Raw genomic sequence first — 16132 nt, forward strand, 5'->3', positions numbered from 1 at the left:
CGCCCGGAACCGACTTCGACGAAACAGGGCTTACGCTTCGACCTCGACGCGGCCGAGCGTACCCATAAATCGCCGCGGTGCAGATGAGATGCACCGTAGCTTCATGGCACCGTTCGAATCAGTGACCGAGCGAGCCAGAGCAACGGGCGACATCGTCGCCGGCCTTGTCGGCCCGCTGTTCTTCCGCCGTTGGTCTTCGCATGAACCCGATGATGCGCGGTTCGTGCCGGCGATCGCCCACAATGCGCTTGAGTAAACCGCTCGCTGCTTGCCTCTGGGCCGCCACTTGAGCATCAGAGCTCGGCGCATTTGAGTTGACCGTTATCGTCAACAAACGCACCGGGCGAGACGAGCAATCAGCCTCTGAAGCTCCGCAGCAGAGCCCCCGGTGATCGCCACCTCGCGCCGGAGAGCGCGTTCCAAACTGGCATCGCGCCCGGCCCATGGGCAGGCTGACGGCTTGCGCTCGGCACCTGTGATTTGTCAGTGTCGTGCATCCGTTGCGACTGAAAGTTCCAGCATGACGACTGACCGATTTACCATTCGTTCGATCGAAGCTTCTTGCTTTCGCTATCCTTTGGCGAAACCGGTTGTAACGTCGTTCGGTCGAATGGGCGACCGGCCGGCCGTCTTTGTTCGCGTTATCGATGAGGACGGGATCGAGGGCTGGGGGGAAACATGGTCGAATTTCCCGGCGCCGGGAGCTGAACACCGCTCGCGCCTTGTCAATGAGGTGATTGCGCCTGGCATTGCCGGACGCAGCTTCGATGGCCCCTCCGAGGCGTTCGATGAGCTGACAAAAGGGACCGAAGTGTTGGCGCTGCAGTGTGGCGAGCCCGGCCCGTTCGCTCAAGCGATAGCGGGTGTCGATCTCGCGCTCTGGGATCTCGTTGCCCGACGCCGACGCCAGCCTTTGTGGCGGTTGCTCGGGGGGAGTGCGAACAGGATCAAGGTCTATGCCAGCGGTATCAATCCCGGCGGCGCTGCGCAAACGGCGGAAGCCGCGCTGAAGCGCGGTCATCGAGCGTTGAAGCTGAAGGTCGGCTTCGGTGCCGACATTGATATTGCAAATTTGGCCGCACTGCGCACGATCGCGGGAAGCGGCATGCTCGCTGCGGACGCCAACCAGGCTTGGTCGACCGAGCACGCGCTGACCATGCTGCCGCGTCTTGCCGCATTCGAGTTGCGCTGGCTCGAGGAGCCGATCCGAGCCGATCGACCGCGCGACGAGTGGCGCAGGTTGCGCGCACACGCACCAATGCCTCTCGCCGCCGGCGAGAACATCGCGAGCGTCGGCGGATTTGACCGGGTCTTGGCTGAGGACGTTCTGGGCGTCGTGCAGCCGGACATCGCAAAATGGGGCGGCATCAGCACCTGTGCGAACCTCGCCCGCAACATTATCAAGTCAGGGAAGACGTTCTGCCCTCACTATCTCGGCGGCGGCGTCGGACTGCTTGCATCCGCTCATCTGCTGGCCGGTATGGGCGGCGGAGGATGGCTGGAAGTCGATGCCAATGACAATCCACTTCGGGACCAGTTCTGCGGTCCCGTGGCCCGGGTCACCGAGGGAACGGTTGCTTTGGGCGAAGAACCCGGGATCGGCCTCGTGCCCGATCTCGCCTCGGTCGCTCAGTATCGTAGCGCCTAAAGCACGCCGTGAGTTTGGCTGGACGTCCGGACAGCTGTCAGGGGATGATCGCGCCCGAACGTGAAAATCCGGAGTGCATGAGCGGATGTTGACGCAATGACGTTTGGTGAAGCGTGCCAGAGCTGGGCCGGGCCTCCATTTGCCGAGGCGCCTGCAGTTTTTTTTGCCAGCAAGTGCAGTACGGCGTTTTGCTGGTATTCCTGTTGGTATCAGCCAGCCACTGACAACGAAAATCCATTTGACTTCAAATGGTTACGCGTTTAACGATTTGCCGGCCAGGGGCACCATTGCTCACGCTGTTCGCCGTGACGGCTTCGACCGTCCCATCAATACCGAACCTGAGTGACACGAAGGCACTTAGACACCTCCGTTCGACATTGTTCGGTGTAGGAATACCTCTGAGAGGCTGCGGCGAGCCACGCATCTCTAGCCAAGTTGTGTTTGATTGCTCATACTACTGCTGGTCTTTTACCAACGAACTTGGGTTCGACGGGAATCCTTGGGACCGATCATGATGACCTGGACCAGTGATGAGATTCGGCGATTGCGTTGCCTGTTCGCGATCTACTACCCCACTAGGACCGACGCCGCACGCGCCGCACGCGACGCAGACTTGAATACTGCCGAGATTGACTTTTCGGGATCCGCAATCAACCGCTGGCACTCTATTCTCGAGTATGCGGGCCCCCGCAACAAGATCGAGTCCCTTCTAGACATTGCCACAACGGATAATCCGTCCGTGGAAGAACTTCGTCTCGCGCGCGACGGCCATATTCCACCGGGGTTCCGCGAGCCGAAGGTAGACTGGAAAGGATCAGACGATAACTTGAAGATCGAGCAGATCATTGGTACCCAAAGCACGTTGGTACCAGTGAGCTATCTCGAAATCGGCACGATACGCGCACGAGCGGTCGCGAGAATCCGGCTACCCAACGGAAGCTCTGGATCAGGCTTTCTGACGTCCCACAACGTCATCATCACCAACAATCACGTCCTACCGAGCGTCGAGTTAACACGCAGCGCAATCGTTCAGTTCAACTACCAGAAATCGCCCAACGGCATGGACAATCCCGTTGACGAATACAACCTTATTCCAGACGACATGTTTTGCACCTCAGTTGAGGACGATTGGACAGCAGTCCGAATTGCAGGCAATCCCAACGCAATATGGGGATCACTCTCAGTAACCCAGAGCGCAGTGCCCGCGACGGGCGATCGAGTCAACATCATCCAACACCCCGGCGGCGGACCAAAGCAGGTCTCCTGTCTCGCAAACGTCGTTGTTTACGTCGGCGGCGGACGTCTGCAGTATTTAACCGACACGTTGCCGGGTTCATCTGGATCGCCTGTATTTGACAGAGACTGGAACGTGGTTGCAGTTCACCACGCCTCTCTGACTTCGAACGCATCCTCGAACAATACTTATCTGCGAAACGAAGGAATTTTGATCGATCGCGTCGTGGCGGGTCTCGCCACACTATGACGACGGGCATTTCAAATGGAAGCAATAATCAATCTTCGCAAATTTCTCGCCCGGTTATACCCTGAAAAGGGGGATTGTCGACGCATCGCTTCCGACGCGAGGCTCGATACCACATTGATCAATTTTGACAGCTCCGCACAGAACATCTGGACGTCAGTCCTCGACCATGCATATCGCGCGCATCGATTAGACGCTCTGCTCTCAGCGGTAGACCAAGATCTTGTTCCAGATTTGAAAGCTAAACTCTTAAACTTGAAGAACGCGTACTTGCGGACATTGGAGCGGCATCGACCACGACGAACGCTAGATTTCACGCAAAGAGACATCGTACTCAGCACGTTGGTTGCTCTGGAGACAGCCTGGGCCAATCGACCACAAGACTGTCGGAGTGACGGCTTTAGATATAACGAGATCTGGACCGCAACACTGCGTCAAATACTCATTTCTCTCATAGACACCGTCGGGGACATAGAACGTACAGTCGGCGCATGCCTCTATGGTCTGCCAAGTTGGCTCATCAATCGCAGCGAACCTTCTTCTAGTACATCTTTTTACAATCTTGCGGCGACACTCGACGAACCAAATAGAATTAACGACGGCACACTCAAGACCGCCGTTCTGCAATTGTGCCACGAACTCAACCAGAACGCCTCTTCTTGGGCAAATCGCGCCAGCGGCGGAAATCAGTTCTTACTGTATCTATATCTCGAATTGAGAGATCGATCTCCGTCCCTAGAGAACGTGATCGACAACCGTGCCCAACCTTGGAAACGTTTTGAGGATCGCGGCAGGCGCATCTTTCACCTTGCTGCGCGCGACGAACGCGCCGCTCTGCGAGAGCAGAACTTGACGTTGACTCTCCTTCAGAGTGAGTTCGACTCGGATTCCCTCGACCACACCACCCAGGGATTGAAGAGGACGGCCTCCCTGAGCGAAAGCATTGCCCGACTTTCGCGCTTCGACATTCCGCTATGCGGAATGCCGCTATTTGGCACACCGTCATCTGGAATGCTTCTCGGTGCACGACTTGAATCAGCGACAGAGCGTGTTGATGGCGTCCGTATCGATGAAGAACACAGGGCAGCCCGAGTCGATCGCCCCGGAGGATTTCTCCAAATCGATCCAGACTGGCAGCCGATAGACGCAAGCTTCCGTCAGGGCGTGGAAAACGGTCTAGCAGCATCTCGAGCGCTGCTGGAGCAACTCGGACTTAGCAGCGATGAGTACCGCGCGGTCGACCTTGAACTATTTGCAGTCGTTCCGCCGACAACGATCTCGGGCAGTTCTGCCGCACTCCCGGTGGCCCTGGAAGTCCTGCGCCAATCATTCGATCTTCCGCAGGGCCCTTACGCGGCCTCCGGCGCGCTTGAGATCAAACGCTCTGGTCCAAATAGAGCTATCGAGACTTACAGCTTACGACCGCTGGACGAGGCGACAGAGCGAGGCAAAGCGCTGGCAGTGCGAGAGGACGGCTATCGGACGGCCCTCCTATGCGCTGGTCAGGGAGAACATGCCAGCGCCGAGGGCGTTGTACGCGTCCACCTTCCTGCAGGCTTGATGGACGCCGCCAAGCTGATGTGGGGGCCGCTCTTCGATGAAGTCATTGATCGCCGTCGTCACGAATGGCTTCATCACGCGGGCTTTTGGCCAAGCTGGCGCACAACGAACGATCTTGATTTTCAGCGAGTTTCCACCGAGCAAGCAGAAACAATCTACAAGGCTATTCTTTCTAGCTCCGAGGTCGAAATATCTCCTCGCGACCGCAGACCGGTCAGCGCAAAAGCAAGACCTGGCATATTTTTTCTTAGCTCACCGGCGCGGACAGGCAAGACAAGAATTGCACAAGAGGTCGTCACGCAACTTTTGTTGCGCGGATGGGAAGTCGCCGTCCTTTCTGTAAGACGGATGACGGGAGCAATCCAAACGCTGACAGACCCAGCAATGTTGCTACAACTCACGACCAGAGAGATTGACCTTCTGCGATCCGATCGTCCCCGCTTGATGGTCATCGACGGCATCGAGTACGACGAGCGACTGCGAGAGCTTCGCGAAGAATTGGAGTACATCGCGGACCGGCATTGCATCTCCTTCCTAATCGTTAGGCGCGCCGATAACTTCAGTAACTGGGACATGACCCAGGACCTCAGCTTTAATGCTATCACCGGCACAGAAGCGCTTCGGACGTTCGCCAACCGACTGCTGGCCACTCAGGACGCGGATCTTGGCCGGCAGATCGCGATAGATGCGGCCGTTGCGTCCAGAGATCTCGGCTGGCTCGTCGACGTTGCGTCGGGAAATGACCCAAAAGCTCGAATTACTGACTTGGTCAAAGGACTAAGGGGTGCAGATCCCGAGCGCCTGAAGAACCTCGCCTATGCCTCATACTGGGGCATTGGCGTCCCCGAGCGTTTGCTCGAAGGCATCAACCAGACCGCAAAGGAGGCAATCTCTCCGTACATAATTTCATCTACATCAATTGAAGATGGTTGGATCCTAATTGCTTCGCGTCATGTAGCAAAGGTATTGATAGACATCCTTGACCCTCCGTCGAGCGGGCGATCGCCTCGGGCTCCCTCGCGCGCAGAAAGCCTCCGGTCTATTTCACGTGTAGTTGACTATCTAATAAACTCTGCCGAGGAAAGCAAAGAATTGCATTTTATTGATGCCCTGGCTGATGTTTGCTGGCGACTTTCAAGCAATCCTCACGCGAGCGCACTACTAAATGGCGTCTACACCAAAGAGCGCTCGGATAGGATCACCGCGCTTGCGCAGCACGACGCGCTGGGACGACCCTCGATGCTGAGCCTGTTTTCAGCCATATCTACTTATCTTCGTACTGAAGATGCAATCGTAATTCTTGCGAGGATCATGATCCGCTGCCATGAAGAACTGAAGAATGATCGCATCTCGTGCTCCGATCTCCGAGCCTGTCTCGAAGTCTTGCACCGGAACCGCGGACTGATCGGCCGCGACTTTGATGAGAGGGGACAAGCTTCAGCACTCGAAAAAGTCTGGTCTGACATCAAGACCGACATTCCGACTACATTTGCGAGATTGCTGCGCGACGAAACGGTTCGAAGGGAACGAGTGGCTCTAATCGGCTGCCTTCTCTCATTTCGTGACGCCGAAGTCGATCTCAAGATACCTGGCATCATGAACGATATACTCGACGATGCTATAGACGGCGGCGATGTGGATGCCACCTATGTTTTTAGGATAGTGGACATTGCAGCCAGGCTGCGCTTGATCCTCGATGGTCCAGAGGGAGACGATAGGGCCGTCCGTGGCTGGGCTCGAAACTTAATCGACAGCGCTCCTCGTGATTTACCAGGCCGCTCTCTATTACAAGAGTGCCAATTGGAGCGGCTAAGGCTCCGGCTAGGCCTGATATCACAGGATTGGCCGGCGCATCATGGAGAACTTAACAGACGAATTTCTCTCGTCCTCCCAACTTCAAATATGAACGACCTAATTGCAGGATTTGAGGGAATATATCGCGAGCGACCCGGCTATTTCATAAAATACCTCAACGACTTCAATCCATTTGATCGTCTTGTTCTTGACCCTCGGCACGACGCTGGAGCTATTGCCAACCTCGCCGCTGCCCTCTCCAGATGGCACCTAGAAAGCGCCTTCGACCTGTTCTACTTGGGATCCGAACTAAAGCCTGGTCAGAAGGCAATTCCGAACTCCAAAAGAGCGCGAGCGTTTGCAAAAGTGATCCGCGCACAGCGAGATGGACGAAATGCCGGCCGACTCATTATTGCCGCGACAAAGATCGACGGTCTATTTCGTAATCAAGATGCCAATTTTGCCGAACAACTGATCAACCAGGTCAACAAGGATTTCTTCGAGGCCCAGTTCCAATTCGAGAATCGATCTGCAATTCTATTCTATCTTACAGAAGGGTTACTGCTCGCGCAGCATCCCTATTTTTCGGAACTCCTTCCTAAAGTAGTCGAGCACCTCGGTCGAGCGATTGAGATCGGGTTTCAACCATGGGCAGCTCGCTTGGCATTTCGTATATGCCGCGACCCCAAATTTGGAACCGAGGCACGCAAACGTATTCAGGAAGTTATCGAACGACATAGCGAGCGTATACTTGAGGCAATGCTGAGCGCCTCAGATCCTGAAATTGCTGCCGCGCTCCATGGACTCGCTCTACTGGACTGTCGTGAGCGAGGACTAGCGGAGTTGTTCTCACAGAGAATACGGGCTGACCCGCGCTTGGAGGAGCTTCTTCATGGGCTGGAACGACGTGGCCGTCCCGACATGGTCGTAACTGCTCTTCGCGCTATCGACGCTACTCTTAGGCGCTCTGGAGATGGTCTAGCGGGAGCCGAGATTGTTGAGGCAGCGGCTGCTCGTCGGAGACCCGCGTTACCCGAAGAGAAAGATGAACGACTCGTCAACGACAGTAAACAAGCTACAAGGATGGCTCATACGCTCCAGAGCGTTAGATGGCGCGGGGTATTTTTAGGTAAGGGAGACGCGGAGGATACGGCAGCATTGCTCGACCAGTTGAGGCTCCTGCATTCCGGTCTCGCTCGAGCCACTCTACGCAGCGCGCGAGTTTTCTCGCCCGCACGCGGCAAGGGGATTCTAGCAGACAAGATCCGTCGCCTCGAGCGGTCGCCCGGTCAAGTAGTTCGCTTGTTGGTCAGTGCCGACGCTGTGCTGCCTGGAGTTGGCCGACACTTGCTTGCGATTTTTATGGAAGCCGAGAGTCGGGCACGAGTCATAAAAGATGAGATTCAGTTTATTCAGAATCCACGAACATTTGCGATGGTGGCCCGCCTATTAATACGATTTGGCTATCGTCCAATCGAACACTTATCGAAGCCCTTCGAGGCTGTTTGGAGCAGGTCAGACATTATTGGCTCGCTTCGCTCTGCTGCGGCACTCTCCGAACTGATGCGGCTGGCTGCAGCGCTCGACAGGATAGAGGATTGCAAGGGGGGCACAGGATCGCGCCTCACTAACATTGCTGCTTGCATTGATATCAATGCTCTTGAACGCAGGATCATGCGGCGTCAGCCTCTAGATCTCGAATTTTTTCCTGCTCTGATTATCCAACTTGAGAACGCAGGCAGATGGAACGTGGCGCGCCATCTCTTGCGGGTACTCGTAAAGACAAATCTAGCACAGTTAATTGACATCGACACATGGGCTAAGACGCTGGTGTGCTGCCTATATCTGGCAGAGCAGCCCGGCGCAGATGTGATCTCGGCCATGGATTTGGTCGCGGCACGCCTCTTGTCGGAGCCAAGTGCACTCGACGATTTGGCTCAGTGGCGCTCGTTTGTTTTGTACGCCGCCGCGCGCGCCTGCTTGCAGAAAGACCTAGATGAACCACGAGGCATTCTGCTCGAACAATGCCCAAGATCCCTTAAGCAAATATCGGATCCCGGATTGAGATTTCTTGCAGTCCACTGGCTTGAAGAATGTTCGTGGACGCGAGATATGAAGGCGAGCAGTATCGCAAGCATCAGATCCGCGCCCGGTCGCGTTTCACTGGATGTTCGCAATTGGCTCAACGCTGTATTCGGATTCGAGCAGGACTATCGACCCGATATTGCTATCGCACGGTGGGAGAATGCGCCCAGATCGGGCGGTATAAAAGCGTCGGAAAGACTTCATGATTTTGTGAAGCAGCAGGCGTTTGCTGACGAAGCTCGCGAACTCGCCCTCGCGGAGTAGCACGGCAAAGAAGAGACATTGGCCGCCGAGGCTTAGCGAAGCACGACTGCGGCAGAACGCCTTTCTCCCTCAACTTGGGATAGTTTCATGTAGCTCTTTTGGACTGCTGGTATATTGATTGATTTAGAGCCTCGCACGGCTATGTCCGCGTGCGCCGGGAAAACCCAGGACCAGATGTTCCCGGCGCTACGTCCGATGGGTGATGTGCCAGATTACTTCCCCATGCTTCCCGCCTGGTTCGTGCCCGGGCCGACATTGCCCTGGCTCGACGAGGTGGAGTCGCGGCCGGACTTCATGTTGCTGCTGCCGGGCTGCATGTTGGCGCCGGTGGTCTGGGAGGAGTTCGTCGACATCGACGAGTGGTGCTTCTTGTGGTGCTTGGCTTCGGCCGCGAACGGCGCCGCCGCGAAGCTGACGGCGACGAGAGTGGCAAGGGCGAGCTGAGTCTTCTTCATGGATCCGATCTCCATCGGGTTGAAACGACACGCACGCCCAACCCGCTGATGACGACCGAGTTCCGGATTACCGATCAAGCGTTGGTGTGGTCTCCAGAGCTACTCATTAGGAACGAAACTCTGTCACCAGCGGCGCAACGGGTGATTGCTGCTTCGCAGCACGTTCACGCCATGGCCTGCGCCGAGGCCACTGCCGGCGGTGTTTTCGGGAACGGCCTGAACGTCATCATCATCAGGACCGCGCCGAGGCCCATCACCCAGGAGCCGACATAGAGCCATGTGTAGCTGGCAAAGCTGTCGTAGATCAGGCCGCCGGCGAGCGGGCCGGTCGCCATGCCGAGGCTGCCGGCCATCGCTGTGCCGCCGATCACCGTGCCCATGATGCTCTGCGGAAAGTTGTCACGCGCGATCGACGCGTAGAGCGGCATGGTGCCGGCATAGAGGAAGCCGAAGATGGCGGCGACGGTGTAGAACGCCGCGAGATCGCGCACGGCGACATAGGCGAGCGCGCCGAAGGCTTGCGCCAGCAGGCCGAGCACGAGCACGCGCTTGGCGCCGAAGCGGTCGCCGAGCAGGCCAAAGGCGATGCGGCCGCCGAGGCCGGCGAGGCCCTCGACGCTGTAGATCGTCACCGCCGCCATCAGCGGGATGCCGCAGGTCACGGCGTAGCTGACGGTGTGGATGATCGGGCCCGAATGAGTGGCGCAGCAGAAGAAGTTGGTGGCGAGCAGGATCAGGAACTGCGGCGAGCGCAGCGCCGCCGATCGCGTCATCTCGGGCGGCCCGGCGGCGGGTCCCGACGTGACGGCATCGCCGGGCGCTGACGATGGCGGGCGTCCCACGAGCAACGACGTGGGGATCATGATCGCGGCCACGATCGCGGCGATGAATTGCATCGCGGTCCGCCAGTCGTAGCTGGAGACGAGCCACGCCGCGAGCGGCGACATCGTCATCGGCGCCACGCCCATGCCGGCCGACACCAGGGAGACCGCGAGGCTGCGATGGGTGTCGAACCAGCCGGTGACGGTCGCCATGACCGGCGGGAAGATCGCCGCGGTCGCGACGCCCGCGATCAGACCGAACAGCAGTTGGAACACGATCAACGACGATGTCAGGCTCGCCAACAGAAGGCTCAACGCAAGCAGGGTCGAGCCGATCAGCAGCACCGGACGCGGGCCGATGCGGTCGGACAGCGTGCCCCAGGCCATGCTGGTGCAGGCCATCGCGAGAAAGCCGATCGTCAGCGCGCTGGAGATGCCGGCGACCGACCAGCCGGTCGCGGCGGCCATCGGCTTGAGGAACACCGGCAGCGAGAACAGGCCGCCGACGGCGACGCAGCCGAGCACGCCCCCGGCCGCTACGATCACCCAGCGATAATGCGATGCGTTCATCGGTCGTCTCCGTTCTTACCGCCTCTTTCTGGAAGACGTGCGGGATAGCGCCGGGACGACAGCGGACCGCATTTTTTCAGGCCAAGGCGACCGTGCGGGAACCGAGGAATGTCGCGATCAATCGCTGCGACATCGCGCGATTGATCGTTCCGCGTCAACTCATCAGGTCCCAGAAGCTCGCCTTGCGCACATGCTCGAACTTCAGGCGCGCGAGATAGGCCGCATGCGGCTCGAAGGCACCGAAGTCCGCGATGACCGCGGCGAGGCTGCCGCATTCGAGCAGATGCCGGGCAGCATGGCGATAGCGGCTGGTGCGGCTGCCCTGCAGGGTGTCGTCGATCATCGCGCGCAGCAGCAGCGTGGCCACGAGCGGATGCTTGCCGGCGAGCGCATCCGCGGCCGGCGCAAGCACGTGATAGGCCTCGCCGTTCAGCTCGCGGCTGCGCGCCAGCACAAGCCTCGCGGCGCGATCCAGCGCCGGCCAGCGGATCAGGAAGTCAAGCGCCCCTATCAACCGCGGGAACTGTTCGACATGGTCGAGCGCGCGCCGTTCGGCCTCGACGTCGTCGAAGTCGGGCAGCCGCTTGAGATGGGCGCGCAGCTGTCGTGCGTCGAGGCTGCGCGCAAAGCAGGCCCAGCGTGCCGCCTGCGCCTCCTCATTGCGCCCGAGGCCGTCGAGCACCTGGATGCGCGCCTCCTCCCAGTCCGGATCGGGCCGGCTTGGATTGCGGAGCTCGGCGGCGTCGAGGACCTGCAGCGCCTCCGTGGCCCGCGCCGCAGCGAGCAGCCGCAGGGCGATATAGGCTGCGATCTCCGACCGCCTGCTCTCCTCCTCGTCGAATTGCGCGATGTAGAGGTCGACGTCATGGGTCGCGTCCGCGATGGCCAGCAGCGCCGAACGGGCATTGCTGGTGCGGCGGCGCTGCTCCGCCTCCTGCTCATAGCGGGAATCGCTGCTTCCCCACCCCGCGGCCCTGCGCTGGGTCTGCGAGGGTCGCTGGACCGGTGTCTTGGCGAATTCGATGAAGCGCTGCTTGAGATGAGCAAGCCCGCGCTCGCCGAGCGCCGGGGCCACCGTCTCGATCAGATCGCCATATTGTGCGTAGGCGTTGTGGTCGAGGGCGTCGAAGACGCGGTCGGCCAGGGCGATGGGATCGGCCTTGGCCGCCTCAGCCAACGGGCCGAGATCGGCGCAGGCCGCGCAGAAGATGTCGTGAAGCACCCCGTCGCTGTCGTCACAGCGGCCGAGAACGCCGTTCGCCAGATCCATGAACTGCCACATCAGCTCGAGCGCCGCTTGCGAATCGTGCTCCGCAACCTGTTTCGCGATGCTGGCACGCAAGGCTTCGAGGTCGGCGGCGAGCGGACGCAGCTTGTTGCGCTCGAGAAAGGTCGTGGCGCGGGCGATCTGCGCCATCCGCTTGCGCAGCTCGGTTGCGATCTTGGCCGGCGTTGCGATCTCGAGCTTCAGGCGCCGCTTGATCGCCGTGTCGCGCTCGGCCACCTCCAGCAGCAGCTCGGCGAGGCGCTGCGCCCCGAGCTGCTCCAGGGCCTTGGCAGTCAGCGGCGTGCTGGAGGCCATTGCAGCCCTCTTCCGCTTCACACCGGCGTCATGCCGTGCTGGCGCTTGGTCTCGGCGGTCTCATCCGAGACAAGATACTCGATGAAGGCGCGCGCGGCATCGCCGTGCGCGCCGGCTTTGCAGAGCGCCGCGGCGAACACCGTGCCCGGCTGCAGCGAGGCCGGCAGCAGGCCGACGATGTCGATGCCGGGGGCGCCGAGCATCTCGCTGAGCTGCTGGAAGCCGACATCGACCTCGCCGTCGGCAAGCAGCTTTGCGACGGGAATGCCCGGCTTGGCCTGGACCAGGCGCGAGGCGCCGTCGCTCTCGAGGCCCCAGTCGCGGGCGAGCTTCTGCACGTGGGTGCCGCTCGGTCCGGTGGAGATGCCGATTGCCCTGGCGCTCTCCATCGCCTTGCGCACGGCGGCTTCGTCGAGCGGATCGGGCTTCGGATGGCCCGCGCGCACGGCCATCGCCATCGGCGATTCCGCGATCTCGATGATGCTGCCGGGCACGAGATGGCCGTCGGCCTCGAGCTTCTGCAACGCATCCGAGGCGAGCACCGCGAAGTCGAACGCCTCGCCGGCACGGATGCGCTTGGCAGCGTCGACGCCGCCGACGGACTCGATCGTGATCACCTCGCCGGTCGCCTCCTCATAGGCGGCCGCGAGCTCGGCGAGGATCTGCCGGGTAGCCATCGAGGAAATGCCGGCGGCGGTCACGCTCATGGGGGGCTCCGTTGGAAGGCGCGATTGCAGCGCTCAAAACGACGCTGCGAGACCTCTTCGGATATGGCAAGCGGGGCCGCGGAGCAAGACGGCGAGATGCGACGGCGGTAGGGCGAACTTGGTGTTTACGTCGCCCCGTTCGCGGAAGAGGTCGGATTCCGTCGTCAGATGCAATGCGGGTGAGAGGGTAAAGGTTCAACGACTCGCGCCGCCCGTGCCGCGGCACCTCGCCCCAACCCTCTCCCGTGAAGAACGAGGAGAGGGGACGCGCCACCTGCAAGGATGGATCCAGAAGCCCAGTAGCGGATAGCGACAGCCGCTCTCACCCCTGCTCGAACTTGTTCGCCAGCCTTGCCCGGGTGATGTGGCCGATCTGGTCGATGGCGTTGGCAATCTCGGTGTCGAGATCGTTGCTGATGCGGCGGTCCATTTCGGCGATCACGGAGGCGCGGTCGGCGTGCAGGGCGAGCGCGACGATCAGCGGCATGCCGAACTTGTCGCGATAGCGGCGGTTGATGTCGGCGACGCGCTCGAATTCGGCGCGCGATAACGAGGTGAAGCCGAGCCGGCCCTGCTCGCCGATGGAGTCGTTGGTCATCTCGCCGGACAGCGCCTCGCGGCCGGCGAGCTCGGGATGGGCGCGGATCAGCTTCAGCTTCTCGTCGCGGCTCATGCCGCGGACGACGTTCATCAACGTGGAGTGCAGTGCATCGGCAGCGTCGTCGAAGGCGGTGAGGCCGGCACGATAGGCGCGGTCGGCAATCTCCGGCGTATGCTCGAAGATGTCGCCATAGCGCTCCACGAACAGCACGCGCGACATCTGCGACGGACGCCAGACGCCGGTCGGCGGATGCGTCCGGATCCAGTGCCGGGCGATGTCCAGCCGGGTCGCGACCCAGACCTTGTCGTGGCTCATGATGTAGTCGAGGAAGCGCGCCAGCGCTGCGGCACGGCCCGGGCGGCCGACGAGCCGGCAATGCAGCCCGACCGACATCATCTTCGGGCTCTCCGCGCCCTCGGCGTAGAGCGTATCAAAGCTGTCCTTCAAATAGGCGAAGAACTGATCGCCGGCATTGAAGCCTTGCGGGGTGGCGAAACGCATGTCGTTGGCGTCGAGCGTGTAGGGCACGATCAGCTGCGGGCCATGTGGTCCCTGGATCCAGTAGGGCAGCTCGTCGGCATAGGAGTCGGCGCTGTAGACGAAGCCCTGCTCGTTCAGGACGATGTCGAGCGTGTGCTCCGAGGTCCGGCCCTGATAGAAGCCGAGCGGCCGCTCGCCGGTCAGCTCGGTGTGCAGGCGGATCGCCTGCTCGATATGGGCGCGCTCGTCGGCCTCGGAGAAATCGCGATAGTCGATCCACTTCAGGCCGTGCGAGGCGATCTCCCAATTGGCCTCCTTCATCGCCGCCACGGCCTCCGGGTTGCGCGCCATCGCGGTCGCGATCGCGAACACCGTCACCGGCAGCTTGCGCGCGGTGAACATCCGCCACAGCCGCCAGAAGCCGGCGCGCGAGCCGAACTCGTAGATCGACTCCATGTTCATGTGGCGCTGGCCCGGCCAAGGCGCCGCGCCGACGATTTCGGACAGGAACGCTTCCGAGGCGGCATCGCCGTGGAGAATGTTGTTCTCGCCGCCCTCCTCGTAATTGATCACGAACTGCACGGCGATACGGGCATCGCCGGGCCAGCGCGGATGCGGCGGCATGCGGCCGTAGCCCACCATGTCGCGCGGATAGTCAGCACTCATTCGTCTCAGCTCCCGCGATAGGTCTGGTAGCTCCAGGGCGTCGCGAGCAGCGGCACATGGTAGTGCGCGGCGGCGTCTGCGACCGTGAAGCGGAGCGGAATCAGGTCGAGGAACAGCGGATCGCCGGAGGCGAGACCATGGGCCTTGAAGTACGCGCCCATGTGGAAGGTCAGCATGTAGGTTCCGGCCACGAACTCCTCGCCGGCCAGTACCGGCGCATCGGTGCGCCCGTCGGCATTGGTCCGGACCTGCTTGATCCGCCGCCAGGCGCCGCCCGGCCCAAGACCATCGAGATCGATCGCGACATCGGCGGCCGGCTTGCCCCTCACCGTGTCCAAGATATGCGTGCTGAGACGGCCCATCCCTGCTCCCCTGCTGCTGTCGTCCAAGCCTAGCAGCGCCCGGTTAAAGCTTCGAGGCGTTTTGCCGGTCACCACCAGCCCAAAGCCTGGTCACGGATGGGCCCGGCCGAAGCGCTCGACCAGGAAGTCGATGAACAGCCGCACCTTGACCGAGAGGTGCCGCGTCGGCGGATAGATCGCGTAGAGCGCGAGCGGCGGCGCGGTGTAGTCGGCGAGGATCGCAGTCAGGGCGCCGCTGGCCAGCGCCTCCGCCGCGATGAAGTGCGGGATCAGCGCGATGCCTTGCCCCTTGGTTGCGACGTCGCGCAGCACCTCGGCATTGTTGACGCACAGGCTCCAGGCCGGCTGGATCCAGTGATCACCGTCGCGGCCGGTGAGCTTCCACTGATTGCCGGTCAGCAGGAAACCATACGTCAGCGAGGTATGGCGGCGCAGATCTTCGGGGCTTTCTGGGGTACCGTGCCGGGCAAGATAGGCCGGCGCGGCGCAGATGACGCGGTCGACCGGCATGATCCGGCGCGCGACCAGGCTCGACGATTCCAGCTCCGCGATCCGTAGCGTGACGTCGAAGCCGTCCTGCACCGGATCGAGCAGATCGTCGCTCAGCACGATCTGCAGCTGCAACTCGGGATAGCGGCTCATGAAGTCGGCCACGACCGGCCCGAGGCGCAGAGTGCCGAACGACATCGGGGCATTGATGCGGAGCAGCCCGCGCGGCGCCGCCTGCGACTGGCTGACGGCTTGATCGGCGGCATCGAGATCCGCCAGGATCGAGACGGCGCGCTCGAAATAGCGCTGGCCGGTCTCGGTCGGGCTCGCATGCCGGGTCGTGCGAACGATCAGCTGCACGCCCAGGCTCTGCTCGAGCTCGCCGATATATTTCGAGATCGCCGAGCGCGACAGCCGCAGCTGCCGGCCCGCCTCGGCGAAGCTGCCGCTTTCGACCACCTTCACGAAGGCCCTGAGGCTGCTGAGCTTGTCCATGGTCTCCAGGCGGGCATTGTCGCCAAATCGTAGACAGAGACGTCACAAGAGCACGGATTGTCTCCAAACCAAA

Annotated in this window: 11 protein-coding genes; 4 read left to right on the forward strand and 7 right to left on the reverse strand. The window is 60.9% G+C overall.

The features are described 5' to 3' along the window. The first annotated feature begins 88 nt into the window (after positions 1-88). The 4 genes from BRAO375_RS38230 (at position 89) to BRAO375_RS37715 (ending at position 8831) form a co-directional block, all read left to right on the forward strand. Positions 89-256: a hypothetical protein gene (locus BRAO375_RS38230; RefSeq protein WP_175345382.1), complete on the forward strand. Its 168-nt coding sequence runs from the start codon at positions 89-91 to the stop codon at positions 254-256. A gap of 264 nt (positions 257-520) precedes the next feature. After that, positions 521-1648 (forward strand): mandelate racemase/muconate lactonizing enzyme family protein, encoded by a 1128-nt coding sequence (locus tag BRAO375_RS28135; RefSeq protein ID WP_035642730.1) that lies wholly within the window; start codon positions 521-523, stop codon positions 1646-1648. 511 nt (positions 1649-2159) lie between these two features. Continuing rightward, positions 2160-3131, forward strand: coding sequence for a trypsin-like serine peptidase (locus BRAO375_RS28140; protein WP_035642731.1), 972 nt, complete (start codon positions 2160-2162; stop codon positions 3129-3131). 114 nt (positions 3132-3245) lie between these two features. Continuing rightward, the gene (locus tag BRAO375_RS37715) at positions 3246-8831 is read left to right on the forward strand and encodes a hypothetical protein (RefSeq protein WP_139031498.1); all 5586 of its coding nucleotides are present in this window, start codon (positions 3246-3248) and stop codon (positions 8829-8831) included. A gap of 212 nt (positions 8832-9043) precedes the next feature. Here the strand turns inward: BRAO375_RS37715 and BRAO375_RS28165 are convergent, their stop codons facing one another. The 7 genes from BRAO375_RS28165 to BRAO375_RS28195 all read right to left on the reverse strand — a co-directional run bounded on the left by BRAO375_RS28165 (position 9044) and on the right by BRAO375_RS28195 (position 16059). Further along, on the reverse strand, positions 9044-9286 hold the full coding sequence (locus BRAO375_RS28165; protein ID WP_009030831.1) for a hypothetical protein: 243 nt from the start codon (positions 9284-9286) through the stop codon (positions 9044-9046). 164 nt (positions 9287-9450) lie between these two features. Then, entirely contained in the window at positions 9451-10677 is a 1227-nt protein-coding gene (locus BRAO375_RS28170) for an MFS transporter (protein WP_009030832.1), read from the reverse strand. A gap of 154 nt (positions 10678-10831) precedes the next feature. Continuing rightward, the gene (locus BRAO375_RS28175) at positions 10832-12259 is read right to left on the reverse strand and encodes a DUF6880 family protein (RefSeq protein ID WP_009030833.1); all 1428 of its coding nucleotides are present in this window, start codon (positions 12257-12259) and stop codon (positions 10832-10834) included. A 17-nt stretch (positions 12260-12276) separates the two neighbouring features. Then, a complete protein-coding gene (locus BRAO375_RS28180; RefSeq protein WP_009030834.1) occupies positions 12277-12966 on the reverse strand; it encodes a substrate-binding domain-containing protein in 690 nt (229 codons plus the stop codon). A gap of 322 nt (positions 12967-13288) precedes the next feature. Then, positions 13289-14713 carry an allantoinase PuuE gene (gene puuE / locus BRAO375_RS28185; protein WP_009030835.1) on the reverse strand — a complete coding sequence of 475 codons (1425 nt, stop codon included), beginning with the start codon at positions 14711-14713 and terminating at the stop codon, positions 13289-13291. A 5-nt stretch (positions 14714-14718) separates the two neighbouring features. Next, positions 14719-15075, reverse strand: a complete 357-nt coding sequence (uraH, locus tag BRAO375_RS28190; RefSeq protein ID WP_009030836.1) for a hydroxyisourate hydrolase — start codon at positions 15073-15075, stop codon at positions 14719-14721. 90 nt (positions 15076-15165) lie between these two features. Next, positions 15166-16059 (reverse strand): LysR family transcriptional regulator, encoded by an 894-nt coding sequence (locus BRAO375_RS28195; RefSeq protein WP_009030837.1) that lies wholly within the window; start codon positions 16057-16059, stop codon positions 15166-15168. Positions 16060-16132 lie beyond the last annotated feature (73 nt).

The sequence above is a fragment of the Bradyrhizobium sp. ORS 375 genome (assembly GCF_000239775.1).
Classification (GTDB): domain Bacteria; phylum Pseudomonadota; class Alphaproteobacteria; order Rhizobiales; family Xanthobacteraceae; genus Bradyrhizobium.

Coding starts and splice junctions, on each gene's coding strand:
- BRAO375_RS38230 (WP_175345382.1), top strand. CDS start 89: ATGCACCGTAGCTTCATGGCACCGTTCGAATCAGTGACCGAGCGAGCC.
- BRAO375_RS28135 (WP_035642730.1), top strand. CDS start 521: ATGACGACTGACCGATTTACCATTCGTTCGATCGAAGCTTCTTGCTTT.
- BRAO375_RS28140 (WP_035642731.1), top strand. CDS start 2,160: ATGATGACCTGGACCAGTGATGAGATTCGGCGATTGCGTTGCCTGTTC.
- BRAO375_RS28165 (WP_009030831.1), bottom strand. CDS start 9,286: ATGAAGAAGACTCAGCTCGCCCTTGCCACTCTCGTCGCCGTCAGCTTC.
- BRAO375_RS28170 (WP_009030832.1), bottom strand. CDS start 10,677: ATGAACGCATCGCATTATCGCTGGGTGATCGTAGCGGCCGGGGGCGTG.
- BRAO375_RS28175 (WP_009030833.1), bottom strand. CDS start 12,259: ATGGCCTCCAGCACGCCGCTGACTGCCAAGGCCCTGGAGCAGCTCGGG.
- BRAO375_RS28180 (WP_009030834.1), bottom strand. CDS start 12,966: ATGAGCGTGACCGCCGCCGGCATTTCCTCGATGGCTACCCGGCAGATC.
- puuE (WP_009030835.1), bottom strand. CDS start 14,713: ATGAGTGCTGACTATCCGCGCGACATGGTGGGCTACGGCCGCATGCCG.
- uraH (WP_009030836.1), bottom strand. CDS start 15,075: ATGGGCCGTCTCAGCACGCATATCTTGGACACGGTGAGGGGCAAGCCG.
- BRAO375_RS28195 (WP_009030837.1), bottom strand. CDS start 16,059: ATGGACAAGCTCAGCAGCCTCAGGGCCTTCGTGAAGGTGGTCGAAAGC.